This window comes from Streptomyces sp. NPDC055287, assembly GCF_053646035.1.
The window spans coordinates 56,526-80,223 of record NZ_JBSHNE010000022.1; the positions used below are offsets into that span (position 1 = coordinate 56,526).

The window sequence follows — 23,698 nt, forward strand, 5'->3', positions numbered from 1 at the left end:
ACGCAGTCGGTACGACGAGAAAGAGCCGCACTCCCCATGACCTCCACCAGCAACACGTACGGCGAACTGCGCGCCCAGCTCGCCACCCTCACCACCGAGGCCTTCCGCCCCGAGCTCGCCGACATCGACCAGCTCCCGACGGCCGAGATCGCCCGCATCATGAACGGCGAGGACCGCACCGTCCCCGAGGCCGTCGCCGCCCGCCTCCCCCAGATCGCCGCCGCCATTGACGCCACAGCCGAGCGGATGGCCCGCGGCGGCCGTCTGATCTACGCGGGCGCCGGTACGGCGGGACGGCTCGGCGTACTGGACGCGAGCGAGTGCCCGCCCACCTTCAACACCGACCCGGCCGAGGTCGTCGGCCTCATCGCGGGCGGACCGTCCGCGATGATCAAAGCGGTCGAAGGCGCCGAGGACTCCAAGGAGCTCGCGGCCGAGGACCTGGACGCACTCGGCCTGGCCGCCGACGACACCGTCGTCGGCATCTCCGCCTCCGGTCGCACCCCGTACGCCATCGGCGCCGTCGAGCACGCCCGTACGCGCGGAGCCCTCACCCTCGGCCTGTCCTGCAACGCGGACAGCGCGCTGGGAGCCGCCGCCGAGCACGGCCTGGAGATCGTCGTCGGGCCCGAACTCCTCACCGGGTCGACCCGGTTGAAGGCGGGCACGGCCCAGAAGCTCGTCCTCAACATGATCTCGACCATCACGATGATCCGGCTCGGCAAGACGTACGGAAACCTGATGGTCGACGTACGCGCCTCCAACGAGAAGCTGCGCGCCCGCTCGCGCCGCATCGTCGCCCTGGCGACCGGCGCGCGCGACACGGAGATCGAAGCAGCGCTCGCCGCCACCGACGGAGAGGTGAAGAACGCCATCCTGGTGCTCCTGGGATCCGTCGACGGGCCCACAGCCGCGGCCCTGCTCGACGAAGCTCGGGGCCATTTGCGCGACGCGCTCCAGGCTGCCCGTACCGCCTGATCCAACTCCCCCCACAGCAAGGCACCACGCACGATGACAGAGAACAAGAACCGCGCCACCGCCGCCGCGATCCTTCCGCTCGTCGGAGGCGCGGGGAACGTCACCTCCATCGCCCACTGCATGACCCGGCTCCGGCTGGGTCTGCGCGATCGCACCCTCGTCCAGGACGAGCGGCTGAAGGCCCTCCCCGCCGTCATGGGCGTGGTCGAGGACACGACGTACCAGATCGTCCTCGGCCCCGGCACGGTCGCCCGGGTCGCCCCCGAGTTCGAGGCCCTGGTCGAGGAGGAACGGGCGGCCACCCCCACACCCGCCACGCCTGCCACACCCGTCACCGCCTCCGCCATGACCGCCGACGCACTCGCCGCCCAGGGCGCCGCGATCAAGGCCGAGCGGAAGGCGAAGAACGCCACCCCCTTCAAGCTCTTCCTGCGCAGGATCGCGAACATCTTCGTCCCGCTGATCCCCGCGCTCATCGGCTGCGGCATCATCGCCGGCTTCAACGGCCTGCTGGTCAACCTCGGCCTGCTCCCCGCCCTCACCCCTGCCCTCGCCTCGATCGCCACCGGCTTCATGGCCCTGATCGCCGTCTTCGTCGGCCTCAACACCGCCAAGGAGTTCGGCGGTACGCCGATCCTGGGCGGCGCGGTCGCCTCGATCATCGTCTTCCCGGGCGTCGCCAAGATCGACGCCTTCGGTCAGACCCTGTCCCCCGGCCAGGGCGGTGTACTGGGCGCGCTCGGCGCGGCGGTGCTCGCGGTGTACGTCGAGAAGTGGTGCCGACGCCGGGTCCCGGAAGCTCTCGACGTACTGGTCACCCCGACCCTCACCGTCCTCATCTCCGGTCTCGTCACCGTCTTCGGCCTGATGTTCGTCGCCGGTGAGATCTCCACCGCCATCGGCGACTTCGCGGACTGGCTGCTGGCGACCGGCGGCGCGGCGGCCGGATTCGTCCTCGGCGGCCTGTTCCTGCCCCTCGTCATGCTCGGCCTGCACCAGGCCCTCATCCCGATCCACACCACCCTCATCGAGCAGCAGGGCTTCACTGTCCTCCTCCCGATCCTCGCCATGGCGGGCGCGGGCCAGGTCGGCGCGGCCGTCGCGGTCTACGTCCGCCTGCCCCGCAACGGCTCCGTCCGCCGCACCGTCAAGTCCGCGCTGCCGGCCGGTTTCCTGGGCGTGGGCGAGCCCCTGATCTACGGCGTCTCGCTGCCGCTCGGCCGCCCGTTCATCACCGCCTGCGTCGGCGGCGCCTTCGGCGGTGGATTCGTCGGCCTGTTCAGCCAGCTCGGCGACACGGTCGGCTCCACGGCCATCGGCCCGTCGGGCTGGGCCCTGTTCCCCCTCCTGGACGGCAACAGGAGCGTCGGCGCGATGGTCGCCATCTACGCCGTCGGCCTGGTCGTCGGTTACGTCACCGGATTCCTCGCCACCTACTTCTTCGGCTTCAGCAAGCAGATGCTGACCGACCTGAACACGGACGAGGAACCCGGGACCGAGGCGGCCCCGCTGCCGGGCTCCCCGGCGCCGGTGACCCCGCGGGAAGAAACCTCACGGGTCTGACCGTACGCACGGTGGGGCGGCTCCCCCGGTCCTGCGGGGGCTCCGGCCGTGAGCGGCGCACCGGCCCGCACCGCTCACGGAAGCCGCCCTTCCGCGTTGATCTCCCGTACCCGCGCCCTCAGCACCTCTCCGAGCGCCGCCGGACGCACGTCCTCCGGTGGGCAGTCCCACTCCTTGCCCCCGCCGGGCGGCCGTAGCTGTACGTAGGTGCCCACCCGTCCCATGACCCGGCCCACGCGCCCGTCCCGGACATCGACGGCGTACGCCCCCGCCTGCGGCGGCTCACCCTCCGTCATGGCTTGAGCCCCTGGAGCACGGCCGCGAGCCGCAGCGCGGTGTCGAGGTTGCAGCGCCCCAGGTCCACCAGCGGGTACGGAGCCTCGCTCGCCAGCGACACCACGTCCACCCGCAGCGACGGCAGGGTCACCGCCACCACCCCGAGCCCCTCCCGCAACTGGGCCACCACCTCTTCCGCAGCCCGCAGCCGCTCCGACGATCGCACCACCATTGACCAGGCACCTCCCACACCGAGTGTTCGCTTTCCTCACTCAGAGTGGCGGAAAGTCGCCTAGCCTGACCAGGGGTGGCAGTCCAACAACCCCAGCTGTCGTACAGGGAGTTGCCATGCCCGGACCCAAGGGCCTCGATCCGTCTTCCTCCCCAAGGGCGCTGCTCGGCGCGGAACTGCGCCACGCGCGCGAGAAGGAGGGCCTCACCCAGGAGGAACTCGGTCAGCCGCTCTTCGTGAGCGGCTCGTTCATCGGCCAACTGGAGGCGGGGACCCGCCGGATGATGCCGGAGTACGCCGTGAAGATAGACGAGATCCTGGGGACGGGCGGATTCTTCGAACGGAACTGCAAGGCGTCCACGAAGTCGAAGTACCCGGACCACTTCGCGGAGGCGGCCGAAGCGGAGGCGATCGCGGTGGCGATCAAGGAGTACGCGCCGCTGCTGATCCCGGGGTTGTTGCAGACGGAGCCGTACGCAAGGGCGATCTTCCGCGCGTACCAGCCGACAGCGACCGAGGATGTCATCGACGAATTGGTAGCGGCGAGGCTGGAGCGAGCGCGCCTCCTCGACGATCCAACAAAGCCGCTGTTGTGGACGGTGCTGGACGAGGCGGTACTGCGTCGGCGGGTGGGCGAGCCCGCTGAGATGGCGGGGGCGCTGCGCCACCTGACGGCGATAGCCCGGCGCCGCCGGGTCATCGTGCAGGTGCTGCCGTTCGAGGCGGGGGCGCACGCGGCCATGAACGGCGCCCTCAAGCTGATGGCCTTCGAAGATGCGCCCCCGCTCGCCTACCTCGAAGTGCTGGGAACAGGGCAGTTGGAGGACGATCCGGCAACCGTCGCCCGCTACGAACTGTCATACGATTTGGTGAGGGCCATGGCATTGTCACCCAAGGAATCCCTGGCTCTGATCACATCAGTGGCGGAGGATTGCGCGCATGAAGATCAGCCCTGACTACGACCTGACGACAGCAAATTGGCACAAGTCCAGCTACAGCGGCGGCGAGGGCGGCAACTGCCTGGAGGTCTCCGACAGCCACCCCCACATCGTCCCCGTCCGCGACTCCAAGAATCCCAACGGTCCGGCGCTCGTGTTCCGTACCGCCGCCTGGTCCGCCTTCGTCGCGGATCTCAAGCGGCGCTAGAACGGCAACGACGCCTGCCCCCCACCCCCGGAGCCGAGGAGTGGAGGGCAGGGCGCCGCGGGGGGTCAGAGGCCGCCGGTGAACAGGAGCTTGTTCGGCGTGCCCGGGGTGACGCCGGACAGTGCGTCCTTCGTGGAGTTCGCGTCGAGCCAGGTCGCGATCAGTGTCGGCGTGGCCGCCGGGTTGACCGTGTTGTAGAGCAGGGCGGTCCCGGCAACATGGGGAGAGGCCATGGACGTGCCGTTCAGGGCGACGCTTCCGCCTCCGAGCCTGGCCGAGACGATGGCGGCGCCCGGTGCGTAGAGCTCCACGCACGGGCCCCGGTTGGAGAAGGAGGTCTGCGCGTCGGAGCTGTCGGACGCGGCGACCGTGACCACCCGGTCGGCGGATGCCGGGGAGACGCCGCAGGCGTCCTTCGCGTCGTTGCCCGCCGCGAGGACCGGCAGGACACCGCTGTCCGAGAGTGCGGTGGCGGCCTCGTTCACCAGGCGCGAATACCCGCCGCCGAGCGATCCGTTCAGTACGGCCGGCCTGCCGGGGTTCTGCGCGGCGTGCGACGCCGTCCATTCGAGCCCGGCGATCATCGTGACGCTGCTGCCCCTTCCCTGGCAGTCGAGGACCCGGACGCTGATGAGATTCGCCTGGGGTGCCACCCCGTACGTCCTGCCGCCCACCGTGCCCGCGACGTGCGTACCGTGGCCGGCGCAGTCCCTACCGAACTGACCCTGGGCCGGGAAGGCGTCGAAGCCGAACCTGGCGCGCTGTTCGAACTCGCTGTGGTTGTAGTCGATACCGGTGTCGAGGATGTACGCGTTGCCTCCGGCGCCGGTCGCGGCGGTGCTGAACTGGCTGTCGAGCGGCAGGGCGCGCTGGTCGATCCGGTCCAGGCCCCAGGACGCGGCGGGCCCGGACGCGGTGACTTCGGCGTCCTGCTCCACGGCCGCCACGTTCGGGTCGGCCCGCACGCTGGCGAGCTGGTCGTCCGTGAGCTTGGCCGCGAAGCCGTGCATCACCTTCTCGAAGCTGAAGAGGGGGGTGACGCCAACCTCCTGAGCGGCTTGGGCGACGTCCGACGCGGGCTTCATGGCGACGAGGTACTGGTCCGGGACGGGCTGGTCGGCCAGACGGAGCGGGGCGGGTGCCGACTCGGCGGGCTGCGCGGAGGCGGACAACGGACCTGCGGTCGCCAGGACAGCCGTGACGGCGGCCGCGAGGGCGATCCTCATGAGGTGTGGCATGGTCACGATGTCACCATGCAGAAACGATCACGCGCAATCACTCTGTGCGGTGGTTTGAATACTTTACGTAGCGACACGCCGGGGCGCGGGCAGAAACGCCCGAAGGCGGCACCCCCCTCACGGGGAATGCCGCCCTCGGTCGCGTACAGCAGTACGACGATGGAGCTACCGATCCTTGACGGATCAGAAGTCCATGTCACCGCCCGGCATGCCGCCGCCCGCGGGGGCACCGGCCTTCTCGGGCTTGTCGGCGATGACCGCCTCCGTGGTGAGGAACAGCGCGGCGATGGACGCGGCGTTCTGCAGTGCAGAGCGCGTGACCTTCGCCGGGTCGATGATGCCTTCGGCGATCATGTCGACGTACTCGCCGGTCGCGGCGTTCAGACCGTGGCCGACGGCCAGGTTGCGCACCTTCTCGACGACGACGCCACCCTCGAGACCACCGTTGACGGCGATCTGCTTGAGCGGGGCCTCCAGCGCGAGCTTCACGGCGTTGGCGCCGGTCGCCTCGTCGCCCGAGAGCTCGAGCTTCTCGAAGACGGCCGTGGCCTGGAGCAGAGCCACGCCACCACCGGCGACGATGCCCTCCTCGACGGCGGCCTTGGCGTTGCGCACCGCGTCCTCGATGCGGTGCTTGCGCTCCTTGAGCTCGACCTCGGTGGCGGCACCGGCCTTGATGACGGCCACGCCGCCGGCCAGCTTCGCCAGGCGCTCCTGGAGCTTCTCGCGGTCGTAGTCCGAGTCGGAGTTCTCGATCTCGGCACGGATCTGGTTGACGCGACCCTGGACCTGGTCGCTCTCACCGGAGCCGTCGACGATCGTGGTCTCGTCCTTGGTGATGACGACCTTGCGGGCACGGCCGAGCAGGTCGAGACCGGCGTTCTCCAGCTTGAGGCCGACCTCCTCGGAGATGACGGTGCCACCGGTGAGGATGGCGATGTCGCCGAGCATGGCCTTGCGGCGGTCACCGAAGCCCGGAGCCTTGACGGCGACGGACTTGAAGGTGCCACGGATCTTGTTGACGACGAGCGTGGACAGTGCCTCGCCCTCGACGTCCTCCGCGATGATCAGCAGCGGCTTGCCCGACTGCATGACCTTCTCCAGCAGCGGAAGGAGGTCCTTCACGTTGGAGATCTTGGAGTTGACGATCAGGATGTACGGGTCGTCGAGCGACGACTCCATGCGCTCCATGTCGGTGGCGAAGTACGCCGAGATGTAGCCCTTGTCGAAGCGCATGCCCTCGGTGAGCTCAAGCTCCAGACCGAAGGTCTGCGACTCCTCGACGGTGATGACGCCTTCCTTGCCGACCTTGTCCATCGCCTCGGCGATGAGCTCGCCGATCTGGGTGTCGGCGGCGGAGATGGAGGCCGTAGAAGCGATCTGCTCCTTGGTCTCCACGTCCTTGGCCTGCTCAAGGAGAGCGGCGGAGACGGCCTCGACGGCCTTCTCGATGCCACGCTTGAGGGCCATGGGGTTGGCGCCGGCGGCGACGTTGCGCAGGCCCTCGCGGACCAGAGCCTGGGCGAGGACAGTCGCGGTCGTCGTGCCGTCACCGGCTACGTCGTCGGTCTTCTTCGCGACTTCCTTGACCAGCTCGGCGCCGATCTTCTCGTACGGGTCCTCGAGCTCGATCTCCTTGGCGATGGAAACACCATCGTTGGTGATCGTGGGGGCGCCCCACTTCTTCTCGAGGACGACGTTACGGCCCTTGGGGCCGAGGGTGACCTTGACGGCGTCGGCGAGCTGGTTCATCCCGCGCTCGAGACCGCGCCGTGCCTCCTCGTCGAACGCGATGATCTTGGCCATGTGAAGTGGTCCTCCCGGACTGGGGTGGATTCTCCGGACCGAGTGGCGCCCGCGACGGACGGCCTGCCTGCCTGGTGGTTTTCCTTGTCCCACCCGGCCTGCGGGCCTCACCGGCCCGGTCCTTCTGTCACTCTCACTGGGAGAGTGCTAACAGTGCTAACGCCAATGATTAGCACTCGACCCCTTCGAGTGCAAGCGTCCCCCTCGGATGTGGACAGGCGTACTGAGGGACGGCGGCACGCAGGAAGGGCCTGCACCCGGTGTGGGGTACAGGCCCTTCCTGTGTGAGTGCGTCGGTGGCCGATCGCGCCGAGATCAGACGGCGAGCTTGACCATGTCCGCCTGCGGACCCTTCTGGCCCTGCGAGATCTCGAATTCGACTCGCTGACCTTCTTCAAGGGTGCGGTACCCGTCCATCTGGATCGCGCTGTAGTGGACGAAAACATCCGCACCACCGTCGACCGCGATGAAGCCGTACCCCTTCTCCGCGTTGAACCACTTGACGGTGCCCTGAGCCATGCCTAACTCCCCTATTTCTGGCCCTTGCACAGGACCGCACTTCGCGGGCCCTGGGTCAGACTCCTCCACCCTCCGACAGGAGAGGGCGTGCGCCGGAACGCGTCGACCGCGGCTGAATGTATCCGCCCAACTGCCCTCTGCAACAGGTCAATCCGACGAGAAATCTGGGCATGAGGGAACAGGCGAATGCGATGAATTCCCCGACTTCCGGGGCAACTCGGGCCGGACAAGGCGCACATGAGCGGGCAATTGGGTCCGGCACTTTGGCTGCTTCTTGTCGTGCGGGGACGCATTCTCATATGCGCCGGGCACAAGCAGCGAAGGGGGCTTCCCCAACTGTACCGCGCTCAACCATGCAGAATTGCCCCCTCCGCTTTCATGGCGGAGAGGGCAATCGGCGTAACGCGGGGTGTCCTGAGAGGGGGTCAGCCTCCGGCACAGTGCCGGACGGTCAGCCTCCGGCGACGGCCGGGATGATGGAAACGCCGGCGCCGTCCGGCGTGGCGGTCTCCAGGCCCTGCTCGAAGCGCACGTCGTCGTCATTCACGTACACGTTGACGAAGCGCCGCAGCTTGCCCTGGTCGTCCAGGACGCGGGCCGCGATGCCCGTGTGGTTCTTCTCCAGGTCGGCGATGACCTCGGCGAGGGTCGCGCCCTCGGCAGCGACCTCGGCCTTGCCGTCCGTGTACGTACGGAGAATCGTCGGAATGCGGACGTTGACGCTCATGCTTTTCTCCTCGCTGACGCTCGGAGACGCACGGCGTGACGCGCCTCCTTTTGGGTTCGCTCGCTGCGCTCGCTCACGCGAGGCCGGCCTCTCGGAAAGAGTCCAGGCTGGGGCGGATGACGGCGGACTGGCCCGTGGTCGGGGCCACCGCCTCAAGGGTCTTCAGACCGTCGCCCGTGTTGAGCACGACGGTGGTGAGGGTGGGGTCCAGCAGCCCGGCCTCGATGAGCTTCTTCGTCACGCCGACGGTCACTCCGCCCGCGGTCTCCGCGAAGATGCCCTCCGTCTCGGCCAGCAGCTTGATCGACTCCACGACCTGCTCGTCGTTGACGTCCTCGACCGCGCCGCCGGTGCGGCGGGCGATGTCCAGGACGTACGGGCCGTCGGCCGGGTTGCCGATCGCGAGCGACTTGGCGATCGTGTTCGGCTTCTGCGGCCGTACGACGTCGTGCCCGGCCTTGAAGGCCGTCGACACCGGGGAGCAGCCCTCGGCCTGAGCGCCGAAGATCTTGTACGGCTTGTCCTCGACCAGGCCCAGGGCGATGAGCTCCTTCAGACCCTTGTCGATCTTCGTGAGCTGCGAGCCCGAGGCGATCGGGATGACGAGCTGGTCCGGGATCTCCCAGCCCAGCTGCTCGCAGATCTCGTACGCCAGCGTCTTGGAGCCCTCGCCGTAGTACGGGCGCAGGTTGACGTTGACGAAGCCCCAGCCCTCGCCCAGCGGGTCGCCGATCAGTTCCGAGCAGAAGCGGTTGACGTCGTCGTAGTTGCCCTCGATGCCGACCAGGTCGCCGCCGTAGACGGAGGCCATGACGACCTTGCCCTGCTCCAGGTCGTGCGGGATGAACACGCACGAGCGGAAACCGGCCCGCGCGGCGGCGGCGCCGACCGCGCCGGCGAGGTTGCCGGTGGAGGAGCAGGAGAGCGTGGTGAAGCCGAACGCGCGGGCGGCCTCGACGGCGATGGCGACGACACGGTCCTTGAAGGAGTGCGTCGGGTTGCCGGAGTCGTCCTTGACGTACAGGTTGCCGGTCACACCCAGCTCGCGGGCCAGGTTGTCGGCCTTGACGAGCTTGGTGAAGCCCGGGTTCAGGCTCGGCTTCGAGGCCACGTCGGCGGGGACGGGCAGCAGCGGCGCGTACCGCCAGATGTTGTCCGGTCCGGCCTCGATCTGCTTGCGCAGCGCGTCGGCGTCACCGAGCGGGAGGTCGTAGGCGACCTCAAGAGGACCGAAACAGGAAGAACAGGCGAAGATCGGGCCGAGTTCGAATCGCTCTCCGCACTCGCGGCAGGAAAGCGCGGTGGCGGGGCCCAGGTCTACGGGCAGGGAATTCGTGGTGCTTGCATCAGCTTCAACAGACTGCACAGCCATGGTGGCGAGGCCCTTTCTCCTCATCTTCCCCACGGCGCGTTTCGCCGTGAGACGGAATTGGCACCGTCCCCACCGATACCTCGCGGTCGGCGGAATGGTTGCCGGGACTTCAACGGGCCGTTCCCTCTGTCCCTCTGGATGAGCGCTATGGCGCCGGGTCTGGGCCCGGCGCATTTGTTCCGCGACGCCCCCGAGATGCGAGGGGCGTCCGCGTTGTTCAAGACTGTAACCGAACCCCCGGACGGTTGAGACAGTCGTCCGCACCGCGAGATGGATCACAGGACGAGTCGTACGACGGCTCGCCGGACGAGGGAGAAGGCCCGTGCTGGAAGAGGTGGAGCGCTGGCTGGACCTGCGGTCCTGGTCCACGGCCGACCGGCCGCTGGACCGGCTGGTCGCGGCCAAGGCCGGGCGTGGCCTCACCGTCAGCGTGGTGCTGCCCGCCCTCGACGAGGAGGAGACGGTCGGCGACATCGTCGCGGCGATACGCCACGAGCTGATGGAGGCCGTGCCCCTCGTCGACGAGCTCGTCGTCGTCGACTCCGCCTCGAAGGACCGTACGGCGCAGGTGGCGACGGCGGCGGGGGCGCGGGTCGTGCACCGTGACGCCGTGCTGCCGCGCATACCGGCCCTGCCCGGCAAGGGCGAAGTCCTGTGGCGGTCACTCCTGGTAACGAGCGGTGACATCATCTGCTTCATCGACTCGGACCTGAGGGACTTCTCCGCCTCGTTCGTCTCCGGCATCGTCGGGCCGCTGCTGACCGAGCCCGACGTACATTTCGTGAAGGCGATGTACGACCGTCCGCTCGGCGAAGCCACTGGTCAGGGCGGCAGGGTGACGGAGCTGGTGGCGCGCCCCCTGCTCAATCTGCACTGGCCGCGGCTGGCCGGGTTCGTCCAGCCACTGGGCGGCGAGTACGCCGTACGCCGCTCACTCCTGGAGCGGCTGCCCTTCCCCGTCGGTTACGGAGTGGAGCTGGGCCTGCTGGTCGACTCGCTGCACACCGTGGGCCTCGACGCGCTGGCCCAGGTGGATGTCGGCGTACGCAAGCACCGCCACCAGGACGGGCAGGCTCTCGGGCGAATGGCCGCCACCATCTACCGGACGGCTCACCTGCGGCTTTCGCGCGGCCCGCTGGTGCGGCCGACGCTGACGCAGTTCGAGCGGGGAGTGGACGGCTTCGGGTTCGTACCGCACACGCATGCGGTCGACACGGAGGAGCGGCCGCCGATGTGCGAGATCGACGAGTACGCGGCGCGGCGCGCGGCGTAATCCACGCGGCGTAATCCCGGGCGTGGCACAGCCCGGCCGTACGCACGTTTGAGGGCTTCCCGGACGGGCTAGGTTTCGGCACATGGTCTCCGAGCACGCTGCCCAGGTTCTCGTCGCTTCCAATCGCGGCCCGGTTTCGTACACGCTCCGTGATGACGGCACGCTGGCCGCGAAGCGCGGCGGCGGCGGTCTCGTCTCGGGCCTGTCGGCGATCGGGAAGGACGCCGATTCGCTGTGGGTGTGCGCGGCGCTGGGGGACGGCGACCGGGAGGCGGTGCGGCGGGGGACGGGCACGGCGGGCGTACGGATGCTCGACATCGACGCCGACGTGCACGCCGACGCGTACAACGGCATCGCGAACTCGGTGCTCTGGTTCGTCCATCACATGCTCTACCAGACGCCGCTGGAGCCGGCCTTCGACGCGGAGTTCCGGCGGCAGTGGGCGGCGTACGAAACGTACAACCGCGCCTTCGCCGACGCGCTGGCGGCGGAAGCGGCGCCGGGCGCGGCGGTGCTGGTGCAGGACTACCACCTGTGCCTGGTGCCGGGCATGCTGCGCGAGCTGCGCCCCGACCTGCGGATCGGCCACTTCACGCACACGCCGTGGGCGCCGGTCGACTACTTCCGCCTCCTCCCCGACGACATCGCGCGGCAGCTGCTGCGGGGCCTGCTGGGCGCGGACCGGGTGGCGTTCCTGACCCGGCGCTGGGCGGACGCGTTCGCGGCGTGCGCGGTGGACGTCCTGGGCGCCGGGGCGCTGGACGGCACGGCGGTCGGGGTGCACGGGCTGGGCGCGGACGCGGATTTCCTGCGGGAGCGGGCGCACCAGGAGGACGTGAACGAGTGGCTGGTCCGGCTGCGGGAGCGGGTCGGGACCGGGCGCAGGACCGTGGTCCGGGTGGACCGTACGGAACTTTCCAAGAACATCGTGCGCGGACTGCTCGCGTACCGGCAGCTGCTCGTGGACCGGCCGGAGTGGCGCGGCCGGGTGGTCCACGTGGCCTTCGCCTACCCGTCGCGGCAGGACCTCGCGGTGTACCGCGACTACACGGCGGCGGTGCGGCGGCTCGCCGACGAGATCAACACGGAGTACGGGACGGCCGACTGGCAGCCGGTGCTGATGGAGCTGGACGACGACTTCGCGCGGTCGCTGGCGGCGTACCGCATGGCTGACGTGGCGCTGGTCAACCCGATCAGGGACGGTATGAACCTCGTGGCGAAGGAGGTGCCGGTCGTCTCCGACGCGGGGTGTGCGCTGGTGCTGTCGCGGGAGGCGGGGGCGTACGAGGAGCTCGGCGACGACGCGATCGTCGTCAACCCGTACGACGTCATGGCGACGGCGGAGGCGCTGCACGCGGCGCTGGTGATGGAGCCGGGCGAGCGGTCGGAGCGCACGAAGCGGCTGGCCGCGGCGTCGACGGCGCTGTCACCGGCGGCGTGGTTCCTGGCGCAGCTGAACGCGCTGACGCGAGCGTAGGAGCGGGGGCGGAGTCCAGCCCAACGGCCTTTGTGGACCGGGGTCCGAGGTGGAGCCCCGGTTCGGGGAGGGGCGGGTCGGGGAGAGCGCCGCAGGCAACCCGCACCGCACCCCCCGCGCGAGGTCAAGCGGCGGCCGCGGCCAGGGACTTCAGCAGGGCGACCACTCCCGCGGGGCCGTCCACCACCAGGTCGGCGCGGTCGGCAAGCGCGGGAACCTCGCTGCCGCTGCACACCAGCAGCCCGGGAACGCCCTCCGTACGCAGCTTCTCCACCGTGGAGTACGCGGCTACGTCCCCCAGATCGTCCCCCGCATACAGCACACAGCCCGCGCCGGCCTCACGTGCGTACTCCGCGAGCGCCACGCCCTTGTCGATACCCGGCGGGCGCAACTCCAGTACCAGGCGGCCGGGTTCGACAATCAGCCCGTGGCGGGCGGCCAGCTCCGCGAGCGGAACGCGCAGGGACTCGAACGCCTTCACGGGGTCTTCCGCACGGCGCGTGTGGACGGCGACGGCCTGCCCCTTGTCCTCGATCCACGAGCCGCGCCACGCGCCGATGCCGTCGAGGAAGCCGGGGAGTTCGGCTCGGGCGGCCTGTACGCCCGGGTGTGCGGCGGGGGCGCGGACGGTACCGGTGACCGCGTCCCAGCGCTCGGCGCCGTAATGGCCGAGTACGACGAGGTGTTCGAGGCCGGGGACTCCGGCGAAGCCGCCGTACCGGACCGCGACACCGGCCGGGCGGCCGGTGATCACGGCGACGGAGCGGACGTTCGGCGCGAGCGCGGCGAGCGCCTCGACCGCGCCGACGTGGGCGCGGGCCTGCTCGGGGTCGGGGACGATGTCGGCGAGCGTGCCGTCGAAGTCGAGGGCGATCACCGCCCGGTCCGGCGCGGCCAGCAGCGCGGCGAGGCCGTCGCGGCCGGCAGGGGTCGCGGGCGTGAACTCGGTCGGCAGGGGGTGCGGTTGCGATTGGCTGCCCATGCCCCCTGACCCTACCGGCGCGCGCCCGGCTCGGCACCGGGCCGGGCGCGGCGGGCCCCCGGCCGGGCCACCCGCTCAGCGGCGGCCGCGCCGTGCGTCGCGGACCCGGCGGAGCCGGTTGACCGTGACGGGGTCGTGGGCGAGGGCGTGCGGGTCGTCGAGCAGGGCGTTGAGGAGCTGGTAGTAGCGGGTCGGCGAGATGCCGAGCTGCTCCCGCATCGCACGCTCCTTGGCACCCGGCCCCGGCCACGACCGCCGCTCGACGGCGAGTACGGCGCGGTCCCGCCCGGAGAGCCCCCCGGTCTGTCCCGAGGGTTCGGGACCGCTCGCGTCGGGCTCCGCCAGGACGGACCCGACCGGCTCGACGAGAGGCGCGGGCTCAACCGACCCGGCAGGCTCGACAGGCGCGTCGGCCGCGTCGGGCTCCTCCGGGTCGTCAGGCATATGAGCAGTCTAGGGCCGCGCGAAAACGCGCTACTCGGCGTTCTCCGTCGCCGCCGCGTCCCGGCTGATCGCGCCCAGGGTCCCGGTCGGATCGCCGTTGGGGCCGACCACCGACCCGATCTGCTTCTTGATGCTCTCGCTGACCTTCGCCCACGACGTCTTGCCGACCGGGTAGAGCGTCGACCCGGGCAGCGCCTCGAGGAACGGCCAGAGCTCCTTGTGCTCCGGGTCCTCGGCCATCGTGTCGGAGGCGGAGACGGTGACCGGCAGCAGGTCGTACTCCTCGGCGAAGTCCAGCACGTTCTCGTCGCTGTACGCGAAGTCGAGGAACTTGCCGATCTCCCTGGCGTGACCGTTCTGCTTGAACCCCATCATCCAGTCGGCGACGCCCATGCTCGACCTCGCCTTGCCCTCGGGGCCCGGCAGCGGCACCATGCCGACCTCGACGCCCTTGCCTGCGGCCTGCTGGAGGAGCGAGGGGTGGCCGTTGAGCATGCCGACCTCACCGTTCGCGAACGCGGTGAAGGCGGGCTTCCGGTCGAGCTCGGCGGGGGCGACGGGACCGGTCAGCTGCTCGGCGACGAGGGTGTTCTTCAGCCAGCTGAACGCCTCGATGTTCTGCGCGGAGTCGATCGTGTACGTACCGACCGAGTCGGTGTACCCGCCGCCGTTGCTGAGCATCCACATCATGGTCTCGGCCTGCGCCTCCTCGTTGCCCAGCGGCAGCGCGAACGGGTACTTCACGCCGCGCTGCTTGAGGGCCTTGGCCGCGCTCTCGATCCCGTCCCACGTCTTGGGGGCCTCGAGGCCGGCCTGGGTGAAGAGCGTCTCGTTGTAGAAGAGCAGCCGGGTGCTGGCGACGAACGGGATGCCGTACGCCACCCGTCCGACCTCGCCCGCCTCGGCCAGCGGGGCGAGCAGGTTGGCCTGCGTGGGGATGGAGAGCAGGTCGTCGACGGGGTACAGCGCGTCCTCGGCCGCATAGTCGGCGTAGGCGCCGATCTGCGCGATGTCGGGGGCGTCGCCCGCCTCGACCATCTCGGCGACCTTGCGGTCGACGTCCTTCCAGTCGTAGACGGAGACATCGACCTTGACGCCCTGGTTCTTGGCTTCGAAGGCGCTGACGACGCCGTTCCAGTACTGCTTGGTGCTGTCGCCGCCCTCGGGGTCGTAGTCCGCCGCGACCAGCTTGAGCGTGATCTCCCCGTCGCCGGAGCTTCCGCATCCCGCGAGGGCCACTGTCATGCCCAGTGCGACCACGGTCGCGGTCAAACCCAAGAAGCGCCGGTGCACAGCTCTGTCCCACCCTGATTCATTGTCCGACATGCGTATGAGCTGCGATTTTCTCCCAGTCCGCGAGGTGAGGTCTACACCAGTGTGGTCTCACTTGTGCAACGCCTCCACTCGTACGGGGTGCAGGAACGGCAGCGAGTGGACTAGACCTTTCCATGGTCTACGCGCGAGACTGTTCCCGTGAAACACGTCATCGCCCTCGATGTGGGCGGCACCGGGATGAAGGCCGCGCTGGTCGGCGCGGACGGCGCACTGCTGCACGAGGCCCGCCGGGCCACCGGCAGGGAGCGGGGGCCCGAGGCCGTCGTCGAGACGATCACCGGATTCGCCGCCGAGCTGCGGGCGTACGGCGAGGAGCGCTACGGCGAGAGCGCCTCGGCCGCGGGCGTGGCCGTGCCCGGCATCGTCGACGCCGCGAACGGGATCGCGGTGTACGCCGCCAACCTGGGCTGGCGCGACGTACCCATGCGCGATCTGCTCAGCCGGAGACTGCACGGCGTACCGGTGGCGCTCGGCCACGACGTACGCACCGGCGGCCTCGCCGAGGGCCGGATCGGCGCGGGCAAGGGCGCGGACCGGTTCCTGTTCGTACCGCTTGGCACCGGGATCGCCGGTGCCATCGGCATCAACGGCGTGATCGAGTCCGGAGCGCACGGCTACGCCGGCGAGATCGGCCACATCGTGGTGCGCCCCGGCGGCACCCTGTGCGGCTGCGGCCAGCGCGGCTGCCTGGAGCGCTTCGCCTCCGCCTCAGCCGTGTCCGCCGCCTGGGCCGCCGCCTCCGGCGACCCCGGCGCCGACGCCGCGGACTGCGCGAAGGCGGTCGAGTCGGGCGACCCGAGGGCACGCGAGGTGTGGCGGGCAGCCATCGGCGCGCTCGCCGACGGGCTCGTCACCGCGCTCACCCTCCTGGACCCGCGCACGCTGATCATCGGTGGCGGACTGGCCGAGGCGGGGGAAACCTTGTTCACACCCCTGCGGGCGGCCGTCGCGGAGCGCGTCACGTTCCAGAAGCTGCCCCTCATCGTTCCGGCGGCCCTCGGGGACACCGCCGGTTGCCTGGGCGCGGGGCTCCTCGCCTGGGATCTTCTCGCCACGGAAGCTGCGGATTCCACGCACGCCACAGAAGAAGCCACGGAGGTATCCGCCTGATGGCCGGACGCGCTGCAAGCAAGGTTCTCTCCGGTGCCCGGGTGGCGCTGCCGACCGGGACCGTGGAGAACGGCCGGGTCATCATCGAGGGCGGCCGCATCGCCGGCGCCGCCCCGGCGGACGCTCCGTCCCTGGACCTGTCCGGCCACTGGATCGTGCCCGGCTTCGTCGACATGCACGTGCACGGCGGCGGCGGCGCCTCCTTCACCTCCGGCACCGCCGAGGACGTACTCACGGGCGTACGGACGCACCGCGAGCACGGCACGACGACCATCGCCGCTTCCACCGTGACCGGCGAGATGGACGTACTCGCCCGGCAGGCCGCACTGCTCTCCGAACTGGTCCAGCAGGGCGACCTGGCCGGCATCCACTTCGAGGGCCCGTTCATCTCGCCGTGCCGCAAGGGCGCGCACAGCGAGGATCTGCTGCGCGACCCCGACCCGGCGGAGGTGCGCAAGCTGATCGACGCCGCGCACGGCACGGCGAAGATGGTCACGCTGGCGACGGAACTGCCCGGCGGCATCGACTCCGTGCGGCTGCTCGCCGAGCACGGAGTGATCGCCGCGATCGGCCACACGGACGCGACGTACGAGCAGACCGTCGAGGCCATCGACGCGGGCGCGACCGTCGCCACGCACCTCTACAACGCGATGCCCGCCCTCGGCCACCGCACGCCGGGCCCGATCGCCGCGCTCCTGGAGGACGAGCGGATCACGGTCGAGCTGATCAACGACGGTACGCACCTGCACCCGGCCGCGCTGGAGCTGGCGTACCACCGGGCGGGCGCGGCCCGCGTCGCGTTCATCACGGACGCGATGGACGCGGCGGGCTTCGGCGACGGCACGTACGCGCTCGGGCCGCTGGCGGTCGAGGTCAGGGACGGCGTCGCGCGGCTCGCGGAGGGCGGCTCGATCGCGGGCTCCACGCTCACCCTCGACACGGCCTTCAAGCGTGCGGTGACCGTCGACCGCATCCCGGTCGACGACGTCGTACGCTCCATCTCCGCCATCCCCGCCCGTCTGCTGGGCGTCGACGACAAGGTGGGCTCGCTGGAGCCGGGCAAGGACGCGGACCTGGTGGTCCTGGACGCGGACTTCACGCTCAAGGGCGTGATGCGCAAGGGGGCTTGGGTGATTGAGCCCCAAGTGGGCTGATTTCACCGCCAGTCCATACAAAAGCATCACACGGCGGTTGGCTTCGAACCCTGGGCCAACCGCCGTTTCTTTGGCATGATCACCCCGACAGAGACAAAGGGTAAGCGCTTTCTACTGGGGGTGACGCAGGTGATCCTGACGGTCACGCTGAACACCGCACTCGACATCACCTACCGCGTACCGGCCCTCACCCCGCACGCCACCCACCGGGTCACCGACGTCACCGAACGGCCGGGCGGCAAAGGCCTCAACGTCGCCCGCGCACTGGCAGCCCTGGGCCACGACACGGTCGTGACCGGTTTCGCGGGCGGCCCCTCCGGCGCCGTGCTGCGCGACCTCCTCGCCCACCTCGCCCCCGTCGACGCGCTCGTCCCCGTCGCCGGCCGCACGCGCCGCACCGTCGCCGTCGTCGACGCCACCACCGGCGACACCACCCAGCTCAACGAACCGGGACCGGCCATCACCCCCGAGGAGTGGGCCGCCTTCCTCGCCTCGTACGCCGACCTCCTCGGCAGCGCCGAAGCGGTGGCCCTCTGCGGCAGCCTGCCCCCCGGCATCCACGTGGGCGCGTACGCCGACCTGATACGCCGCGCCCGCGCCGCCGGCGTCCCCGTGCTCCTGGACACCAGCGGCGAACCGCTGCGCCGGGGCATCGCCGCCCGCCCCGACCTCGTCAAGCCCAACGCCGACGAACTCGCGCAGCTCACCGGCTCCCGCGACCCGCTGCGCGCCGCCCGCGACGCCCGCCGCCGGGGAGCGCACACCGTGATCGCCTCGCTCGGCGCGGCCGGCATGCTCGCCGCCACCCCCGAGGGCCTGTGGCAGGCGGCCCCGCCGGTCCGGGCGAAGGGCAACCCGACGGGAGCGGGCGACTCGGCGGTGGCCGGGCTGCTCTCCGGGCTGGTGGAGGGACTGTCCTGGCCGGAACGTCTCGCGCGGGCGGTGGCGCTGTCGGCGGCGACCGTACTGGCCCCGGCGGCGGGCGAGTTCGACGCGACGACGTACGAGGACCTGCTGCCGCGGGTCGAAGTCACCACGCACGCCGCGGCGGCGTAACCGAGCACTCCCACCACCAGCACCAGGGGACCGCATGCCACTCGTCAGCACCGGCGAACTCGTCACCGCAGCCCGGGAGTCGGGCCACGGCCTGGCCGCGTTCAACGTCATCACGCTGGAGCACGCGGAGGCGATCGCGGCCGGAGCGGAGCGGGCGGGCGCGTCGGCCGTCCTCCAGATCTCCGAGAACGCGGTCAAGTTCCACGGCGGCGACCTGACCGCCGTCGCGGCGGCGGCGACGGCCGTGGCGCGGGCGTCCTCGGCCCTGCTGTCCCTCCACCTCGACCACGTCGAGTCGGTCGAGCTGCTGCGCGCGGCGCACCCGGCGGGCTTCAGCTCGGCGATGTTCGACGCCTCGAAGCTGACGTACGGCGACAACGTGAAGGCCACGGCGGAGGCGGTCCGCTGGGGTCACGAACGCGGCATCTGGATCGAGGCGGAGCTGGGGAAGGTCGGCGGCAAGGAGGGCGAGGCCCCTCTCGACGCCCACGCGCCGGGCGTCCGCACGGACCCGGCGGAGGCGCAGGCCTACGTGGCGGACACGGGCGTGGACGCCCTGGCCGTCGCCGTCGGCTCGTCCCACGCGATGACCGACCGCACGGCCGCCCTCGACCACGGCCTGATCGCCGCCCTGCGCGACGCCGTACCGGTGCCGCTGGTGCTGCACGGCTCGTCGGGCGTACCGGACGAGGAGATCCGGCGGGCGGTCGCGGCCGGCATGGTCAAGATCAACGTGGGCACGGCCCTGAACACGGCGTTCACGGGCGCGGTACGCGAGTACCTGGCCGCGAACCCGGCGACGGTCGACCCCAGGAAGTACATCGTCCCGGCTCGCGAGGCGATGACCGGGACGGTGGCGCACTTCCTGGGGCTGATGGGCCGCTAGCGCAAGGAAGTCACTTGGTGTGGCCGGCCTTGAGTTCCAGCCGGTCGAGGTTGGCCTCGCACTGGTCGCCTGCGCCGCAGGAGATCACGAAGGTGTTCTCGCCCTCGGTGAGATTGACGTAGGCGAACGTGTTGGTCCAGCCCTTGTCCCAGGCGCCTTCCTCGGCGTGCGCGAAGTTCTTCATGTTCAGGCCGCTGCCGTGCGGCTTCCCGTTGACGGTCAGCGAGGTCTTCGCGTCCTTGCCGGGCACGCCGTAGTCGATCGACAGTGTGTACGCGCCGTCCTTGGGCACCTTTACCGTCCAGGTCGCCGAGGCGCCCGGCGTATTCAGCGGGACGTACGCCCCGCTCGACGACCTCGCGCCGGGGATGGTCGTGTCCGTGGAGAGACCCGGGGACAGCTGGAGCAGCGCCGCGTCCTTCTTGGGCAGCTCGACCGTCGGCTTCTCGGGCTCGTCCTTCGGGTCCTCGCTCGGCTTGACCGTCTGGCCGGCGCTGGAGCCGCCGCCGCCGGTGTCACCGGCCTGCGTGTCCTTGTCCTTGTCGCCGCTGGTCAGCAGGGCGACACCGATGCCTATGACGACGACCGCCACGACCGCGACCGCGCCGATCAGCAGGCCCTTGGTGTTGGGGCCGCCGCTGCGGCCGCCACCGCCGCCCGCGTGCGGCACCGGGCGCGTGGGAGCGCCGCCGGGCTGCGTCTCGGGAGCCGCGTAGTGGGCGTTGGGCTGGCTGTAGTTCTGCTGGCCGTGTGCCTGCTGCGGGGGCACCTGCTGGCCGTACTGCTGCTGGCTCTGCTGCTGCCCGTACTGCCGCTGGCCGACCGTTCCCACCTGGTGGTACGAGGTTCTGGGCACCCCGGGCTGCGAGGCGGGGCCCGGGTAGCCGTAGCCGCCCGAGCGGGGCGAGACGGCGCCCGCCGCCTGGCCGTCCTCGTAGAGGTAGCCGAACGGATCGTCGTCCTCAGGCGTGCTCGTGCCGTTGTTCGCGGCAGTCATCCCTGGTCACTCCTCACCATGTTCGCCAGCCGTCGCCGACCCGGCGAGCCTACCCCGAACGGGCAACCCGAAGGTTTGGCGTTGACCACAGTGCGGTAGTGGGGGCCGGTCAGCCCGCTCGCCTGTGAACCTTGGCACGGGAGCGCTTCTCCACGTACATCCGCTGGTCAGCGGACTGCAAGACCTCGTCCGCGGACATTCCGCAGCTGGCCCAGCCGATGCCGAAGCTCGCTCCGACGCGGACCGCCCTGCCGTCGACCCGAATCGGCGGAATGATGGCGTTTCGCAAGCGTACGGCGAGGTCGGCGGCGTCCGCGCTGCCGAGACCGTCGGCGAGAACGACGAATTCGTCACCCCCGAGCCGGGCGACCGTGTCTCCGTCGCGTACGCACGTCGTCAGCCGGCGGGCGACCTCGATCAGGACGGCGTCGCCGGTGTGGTGCCCGAACCGGTCGTTGATCGACTTGAAGCCGTCCAGGTCGCAGAAGAGGACGGCGAGCCCCTTCGTGCCGTCGTCGGCGCCGCCTCCTCCGCCCGCACCCTCGGAGGTGGGCGCCACCATGTGGACGTGGTGGTCGAAGGAGCCCGCGTCGGTGTGCGGGTTGTAGTCGAAGTCGTGCTCGGGCACGGCCGTCCCGGGTGCGGACGGCTCGCCGTACGCCGCGTCCAGCGCCTCGACGGCCGTGGCGCGCACGGAGTGCGGCCGACGGCACAGCCGGGCGGCGAGTCGGGAGCGCAGCTCGGCGCTGTTGGGCAGGCCGGTGAGCGAGTCGTGCGAGGCGCGGTGGGCCAGGTGCAGCTCGTGGCGCTTGCGCTCCTCGATGTCCTCGACGTGGGTGAGGAGGAAACGCGGCCCGTCGGTGGTGTCGGCGACGACGGAGTTGCGCAGCGACACCCAGACGTACGTCCCGTCGCGCCGCCCGAGCCGCAGCTCGGCGCGGCCGCCCTCGGCCGACGTACGCAGCAGCGTCCCGATGTCCTCGGGGTGGACGAGGTCGGCGAAGGAGTAGCGGCGCATCGCGGAGGCAGGGCGGCCCAGGAGGCGGCACAGGGCGTCGTTGGTGCGCAGCAGGCGGCCGTGCTGGTCGCCGCCCATCTCGGCGATGGCCATGCCGCTCGGGGCGTACTCGAAGGCCTGGCGGAAGGATTCCTCACTGGCGCGCAGGGCCTGCTGCTCGCGCTCCAGCCGGACGAGCGCGCGCTGCATGTTTGCGCGAAGCCGGGCGTTGCTGATCGCAATGGCCGCCTGGGACGCGTACATCTGGAGCGCCTCCTGGCCCCAGGCGCCGGGGTGTCTCCCGTTGCGCGGCCGGTCGACGGAAATGACGCCGAGGAGCTCCTGGCCGCCGCCCGACGCGTACATGGGGGCGTAGAGGCGGTCGTGCGGGTGCCACTCGTCGGCGAAGCGCGGCTCGGGGCCCTCGGTGTGCCACTGGGGTACGTCGTCGTCGAGGAGGACCCAGCCCTCGGTGTGCGGGATGAAGTGCAGGTCACCCCATGCCTCGCCCATGGACAGGCGGCGCTCCCAGGAGGCGCGGGAGCCGACGCGTCCGGTGATCAGGGCTTCGGCCGCCGGGTTGCCCGCGAAAGCGGCTATGACCAGGTCACCGTCGGGCTGGACGAGGTTGACGCAGGCCAGCTCGTACCCGAGGCCCGCGACGATGCCGTCGGCGACGGCCTGCAGGGTGTCGGCCAGGCTGGTGGCCCGATTGAGATCGGCGACCACCTGGTGCAGCTGCCGCAGCGTCGCCAGGCGGACGTACGGCTCGGACTCGGCCTCCATTGTTCGCTCTCCCCGAGACCTCGACAGCAACTCCAGGATTCTCATCGCCGCACTTGTTGCAGTATCACGGCCACTGAATCACAGCGAGCTGCTCACCCGGTACACAGGGTCAGCAAATACTCGGCTCTGTGACTCAAGTCACGTTAGGGGATGAACGGCCACGAGAGGCGCGTGGGAGCGCTCCATAGGTTTTTTGAACGCAAACACCGCCCCGGTCCTAGGACCGGAGAGGCAGCGTACTGGTCCCCATGCCCGATGGCGGCGGCGGGGAGCCCGGGCTTAGCGTTCCCTGTGTGTTCCAGACGACTTCCCCCCAGCCCCCCGCCCCGATCCCCCATCCTGTGGGGGTGAGCAGCGAAGAGTTCCGGGCCGCGATGGCCCGCTTCACGGCGGGCGTGACCCTCGTGACCGCGCACGATCGGGACAGTGGCGCGCGCGGCGAGGACGTCGGCATGACGGCGACGGCGTTCATGTCGGTGTCGCTCGACCCGCCGCTGGTGCTGGTGAGCGTGCGCAACGGCTCACGCATGGACGATCTGCTGGCCGAGCAGCCGCTGTGGGCGGTCTCGCTGCTGTCGGAGAACCAGCGACACATCGCGGGGCGGTTCGCGATGAAGGGCCGCCTGAGCGACAGACTGCTGTTCGAGGACATCCCCCATACGCGCGGCACGGTGTCCGGGGCCCCGCTGATCGGCGGCGCGCTCGCGGTGGTGGAGTGCAGGACGGAGCAGCGGGTGGAGGCGGGGGACCACACGCTGGTGATCGGCCGGGTGCTCGACGTCGGACTGCCGGGCGCGGACGGCGGCCCGCTCACCTACTTCATGGGCCGGTACCGGCATCTGGCCTGAGGGCTGTGCGCGTACGGCGCTGCTTCCGCCCAGTCGCTAGTCCCATCCGCCCGAACGGCCGCGCTTCGTTTCGCCGCGGGCCTTCTTGTTGCGCAGGCGGCGCTCGTTGATTCCCCGGGGGATCTTCTTGGCCCGGCGCGGCCTGGGCGGCGGGGCGGTCGCCTCGGCGAGCAGGGCCGCCATGCGTACGAGCGCGGTTTCGCGGTTGCGCCACTGGGAACGGTGCTCGGACGACCGTACGGAGACGACGCCGCCGACGAGCCGGGAGGCGAGCCGCTCCAGGGCGCGCTCCTTCCAGACGGGAGGCAGCGCTTCGGTCTTCGCCAGGTCGAAGCGGAGTTCCGCCTGGGAGTCCGTGGTGTTGACGTGCTGGCCGCCGGGCCCGGAGGACCTGGAGAAACGCCACATGAGCTCTGCCTCCGGCAGGGAGACAGCACCGCGAATGACATGAGGCCCGGACATGCGTCCAATGATCCCGTGTCCGTGGCCGTCCCGT

At 70.6% G+C, this 23,698-nt stretch carries 24 protein-coding genes and 1 riboswitch; of the genes, 11 read left to right on the plus strand and 13 right to left on the minus strand.

Translation table 11 applies throughout. The annotated features are described in order from the left end of the window. The first annotated feature begins 36 nt into the window (after positions 1-36). The gene (gene murQ / locus ACWIHY_RS27660; RefSeq protein ID WP_454378387.1) at positions 37-978 is read left to right on the plus strand and encodes an N-acetylmuramic acid 6-phosphate etherase; all 942 of its coding nucleotides are present in this window, start codon (positions 37-39) and stop codon (positions 976-978) included. Positions 979-1,011: 33 nt separating this feature from the next. Next, positions 1,012-2,541 (plus strand): PTS transporter subunit EIIC, encoded by a 1,530-nt coding sequence (locus tag ACWIHY_RS27665; protein ID WP_454378388.1) that lies wholly within the window; start codon positions 1,012-1,014, stop codon positions 2,539-2,541. A gap of 74 nt (positions 2,542-2,615) precedes the next feature. Here ACWIHY_RS27665 and ACWIHY_RS27670 read toward each other — a convergent pair whose 3' ends face one another. Beyond that, positions 2,616-2,837, minus strand: a complete 222-nt coding sequence (locus ACWIHY_RS27670; protein WP_454378389.1) for a hypothetical protein — start codon at positions 2,835-2,837, stop codon at positions 2,616-2,618. Next, a complete protein-coding gene (locus tag ACWIHY_RS27675; RefSeq protein ID WP_454378390.1) occupies positions 2,834-3,049 on the minus strand; it encodes a hypothetical protein in 216 nt (71 codons plus the stop codon). The genes ACWIHY_RS27670 and ACWIHY_RS27675 overlap by 4 nt, the downstream gene beginning before the upstream one ends. A 116-nt stretch (positions 3,050-3,165) precedes the next feature. Between ACWIHY_RS27675 and ACWIHY_RS27680 the strand changes: the two genes are divergently transcribed. Next, entirely contained in the window at positions 3,166-4,005 is an 840-nt protein-coding gene (locus tag ACWIHY_RS27680) for a helix-turn-helix domain-containing protein (RefSeq protein ID WP_454378391.1), read from the plus strand. Next, positions 3,989-4,195, plus strand: coding sequence for a DUF397 domain-containing protein (locus ACWIHY_RS27685; protein ID WP_454378392.1), 207 nt, complete (start codon positions 3,989-3,991; stop codon positions 4,193-4,195). Before ACWIHY_RS27680 ends, ACWIHY_RS27685 begins: the two co-directional genes overlap by 17 nt. 65 nt (positions 4,196-4,260) lie before the next feature. Here ACWIHY_RS27685 and ACWIHY_RS27690 read toward each other — a convergent pair whose 3' ends face one another. The 5 genes from ACWIHY_RS27690 to thrC form a co-directional block, all read right to left on the minus strand. After that, positions 4,261-5,433, minus strand: a complete 1,173-nt coding sequence (locus tag ACWIHY_RS27690; RefSeq protein WP_454378451.1) for a S8 family peptidase — start codon at positions 5,431-5,433, stop codon at positions 4,261-4,263. A gap of 183 nt (positions 5,434-5,616) precedes the next feature. Continuing rightward, the gene (gene groL, locus ACWIHY_RS27695; protein ID WP_454378393.1) at positions 5,617-7,239 is read right to left on the minus strand and encodes a chaperonin GroEL; all 1,623 of its coding nucleotides are present in this window, start codon (positions 7,237-7,239) and stop codon (positions 5,617-5,619) included. Between the two features lie 315 nt (positions 7,240-7,554). Then, a complete protein-coding gene (locus ACWIHY_RS27700) occupies positions 7,555-7,758 on the minus strand; it encodes a cold-shock protein (RefSeq protein ID WP_005315736.1) in 204 nt (67 codons plus the stop codon). Between the two features lie 451 nt (positions 7,759-8,209). Further along, positions 8,210-8,485 carry a MoaD/ThiS family protein gene (locus ACWIHY_RS27705; RefSeq protein ID WP_454378394.1) on the minus strand — a complete coding sequence of 92 codons (276 nt, stop codon included), beginning with the start codon at positions 8,483-8,485 and terminating at the stop codon, positions 8,210-8,212. A 73-nt stretch (positions 8,486-8,558) separates the two neighbouring features. Continuing rightward, positions 8,559-9,857, minus strand: a complete 1,299-nt coding sequence (thrC, locus tag ACWIHY_RS27710; RefSeq protein ID WP_454378395.1) for a threonine synthase — start codon at positions 9,855-9,857, stop codon at positions 8,559-8,561. A 17-nt stretch (positions 9,858-9,874) separates the two neighbouring features. Further along, positions 9,875-10,002: riboswitch (SAM riboswitch) on the minus strand. Positions 10,003-10,179: 177 nt separating this feature from the next. On the opposite strand from thrC, the gene ACWIHY_RS27715 reads away from it, so the two are divergent. Both ACWIHY_RS27715 and ACWIHY_RS27720 read left to right on the plus strand, forming a co-directional pair. Beyond that, on the plus strand, positions 10,180-11,130 hold the full coding sequence (locus ACWIHY_RS27715; protein ID WP_454378396.1) for a glucosyl-3-phosphoglycerate synthase: 951 nt from the start codon (positions 10,180-10,182) through the stop codon (positions 11,128-11,130). Between the two features lie 82 nt (positions 11,131-11,212). After that, positions 11,213-12,607 carry an alpha,alpha-trehalose-phosphate synthase (UDP-forming) gene (locus ACWIHY_RS27720; RefSeq protein WP_454378397.1) on the plus strand — a complete coding sequence of 465 codons (1,395 nt, stop codon included), beginning with the start codon at positions 11,213-11,215 and terminating at the stop codon, positions 12,605-12,607. Positions 12,608-12,731: 124 nt separating this feature from the next. Here the strand turns inward: ACWIHY_RS27720 and otsB are convergent, their stop codons facing one another. The 3 genes from otsB to ACWIHY_RS27735 form a co-directional block, all read right to left on the minus strand. Further along, complete coding sequence (gene otsB, locus ACWIHY_RS27725) at positions 12,732-13,589, minus strand: trehalose-phosphatase (RefSeq protein WP_454378398.1); 858 nt, start codon at positions 13,587-13,589, stop codon at positions 12,732-12,734. Positions 13,590-13,664: 75 nt separating this feature from the next. Beyond that, entirely contained in the window at positions 13,665-13,934 is a 270-nt protein-coding gene (locus tag ACWIHY_RS27730; protein ID WP_454378453.1) for a DUF3263 domain-containing protein, read from the minus strand. A gap of 129 nt (positions 13,935-14,063) precedes the next feature. After that, positions 14,064-15,359 carry an ABC transporter substrate-binding protein gene (locus ACWIHY_RS27735; RefSeq protein ID WP_454378399.1) on the minus strand — a complete coding sequence of 432 codons (1,296 nt, stop codon included), beginning with the start codon at positions 15,357-15,359 and terminating at the stop codon, positions 14,064-14,066. 147 nt (positions 15,360-15,506) lie between these two features. Between ACWIHY_RS27735 and ACWIHY_RS27740 the strand changes: the two genes are divergently transcribed. From ACWIHY_RS27740 to ACWIHY_RS27755, 4 genes are all read left to right on the plus strand, one after another. Next, entirely contained in the window at positions 15,507-16,478 is a 972-nt protein-coding gene (locus tag ACWIHY_RS27740) for an ROK family protein (RefSeq protein WP_454378400.1), read from the plus strand. Beyond that, a complete protein-coding gene (gene nagA, locus ACWIHY_RS27745) occupies positions 16,478-17,632 on the plus strand; it encodes an N-acetylglucosamine-6-phosphate deacetylase (RefSeq protein ID WP_454378401.1) in 1,155 nt (384 codons plus the stop codon). Before ACWIHY_RS27740 ends, nagA begins: the two co-directional genes overlap by 1 nt. Positions 17,633-17,761: 129 nt before the next feature. After that, positions 17,762-18,688, plus strand: a complete 927-nt coding sequence (locus ACWIHY_RS27750) for a 1-phosphofructokinase family hexose kinase (protein WP_454378455.1) — start codon at positions 17,762-17,764, stop codon at positions 18,686-18,688. A gap of 34 nt (positions 18,689-18,722) precedes the next feature. Next, positions 18,723-19,574: a class II fructose-bisphosphate aldolase gene (locus ACWIHY_RS27755; protein ID WP_454378402.1), complete on the plus strand. Its 852-nt coding sequence runs from the start codon at positions 18,723-18,725 to the stop codon at positions 19,572-19,574. A 10-nt stretch (positions 19,575-19,584) separates the two neighbouring features. On the opposite strand, the gene ACWIHY_RS27760 is transcribed toward ACWIHY_RS27755, so the two are convergent. Beyond that, positions 19,585-20,571 carry a carbohydrate-binding protein gene (locus ACWIHY_RS27760; RefSeq protein ID WP_454378403.1) on the minus strand — a complete coding sequence of 329 codons (987 nt, stop codon included), beginning with the start codon at positions 20,569-20,571 and terminating at the stop codon, positions 19,585-19,587. A 109-nt stretch (positions 20,572-20,680) separates the two neighbouring features. Then, on the minus strand, positions 20,681-22,354 hold the full coding sequence (cdgB, locus tag ACWIHY_RS27765) for a diguanylate cyclase CdgB (RefSeq protein ID WP_454378405.1): 1,674 nt from the start codon (positions 22,352-22,354) through the stop codon (positions 20,681-20,683). Between the two features lie 347 nt (positions 22,355-22,701). On the opposite strand from cdgB, the gene ACWIHY_RS27770 reads away from it, so the two are divergent. Beyond that, positions 22,702-23,202 (plus strand): flavin reductase family protein, encoded by a 501-nt coding sequence (locus ACWIHY_RS27770; RefSeq protein WP_454378407.1) that lies wholly within the window; start codon positions 22,702-22,704, stop codon positions 23,200-23,202. Between the two features lie 36 nt (positions 23,203-23,238). Here the strand turns inward: ACWIHY_RS27770 and arfB are convergent, their stop codons facing one another. Next, on the minus strand, positions 23,239-23,664 hold the full coding sequence (gene arfB / locus ACWIHY_RS27775) for an alternative ribosome rescue aminoacyl-tRNA hydrolase ArfB (protein WP_454378409.1): 426 nt from the start codon (positions 23,662-23,664) through the stop codon (positions 23,239-23,241). Between the last annotated feature and the right edge of the window lie 34 nt (positions 23,665-23,698).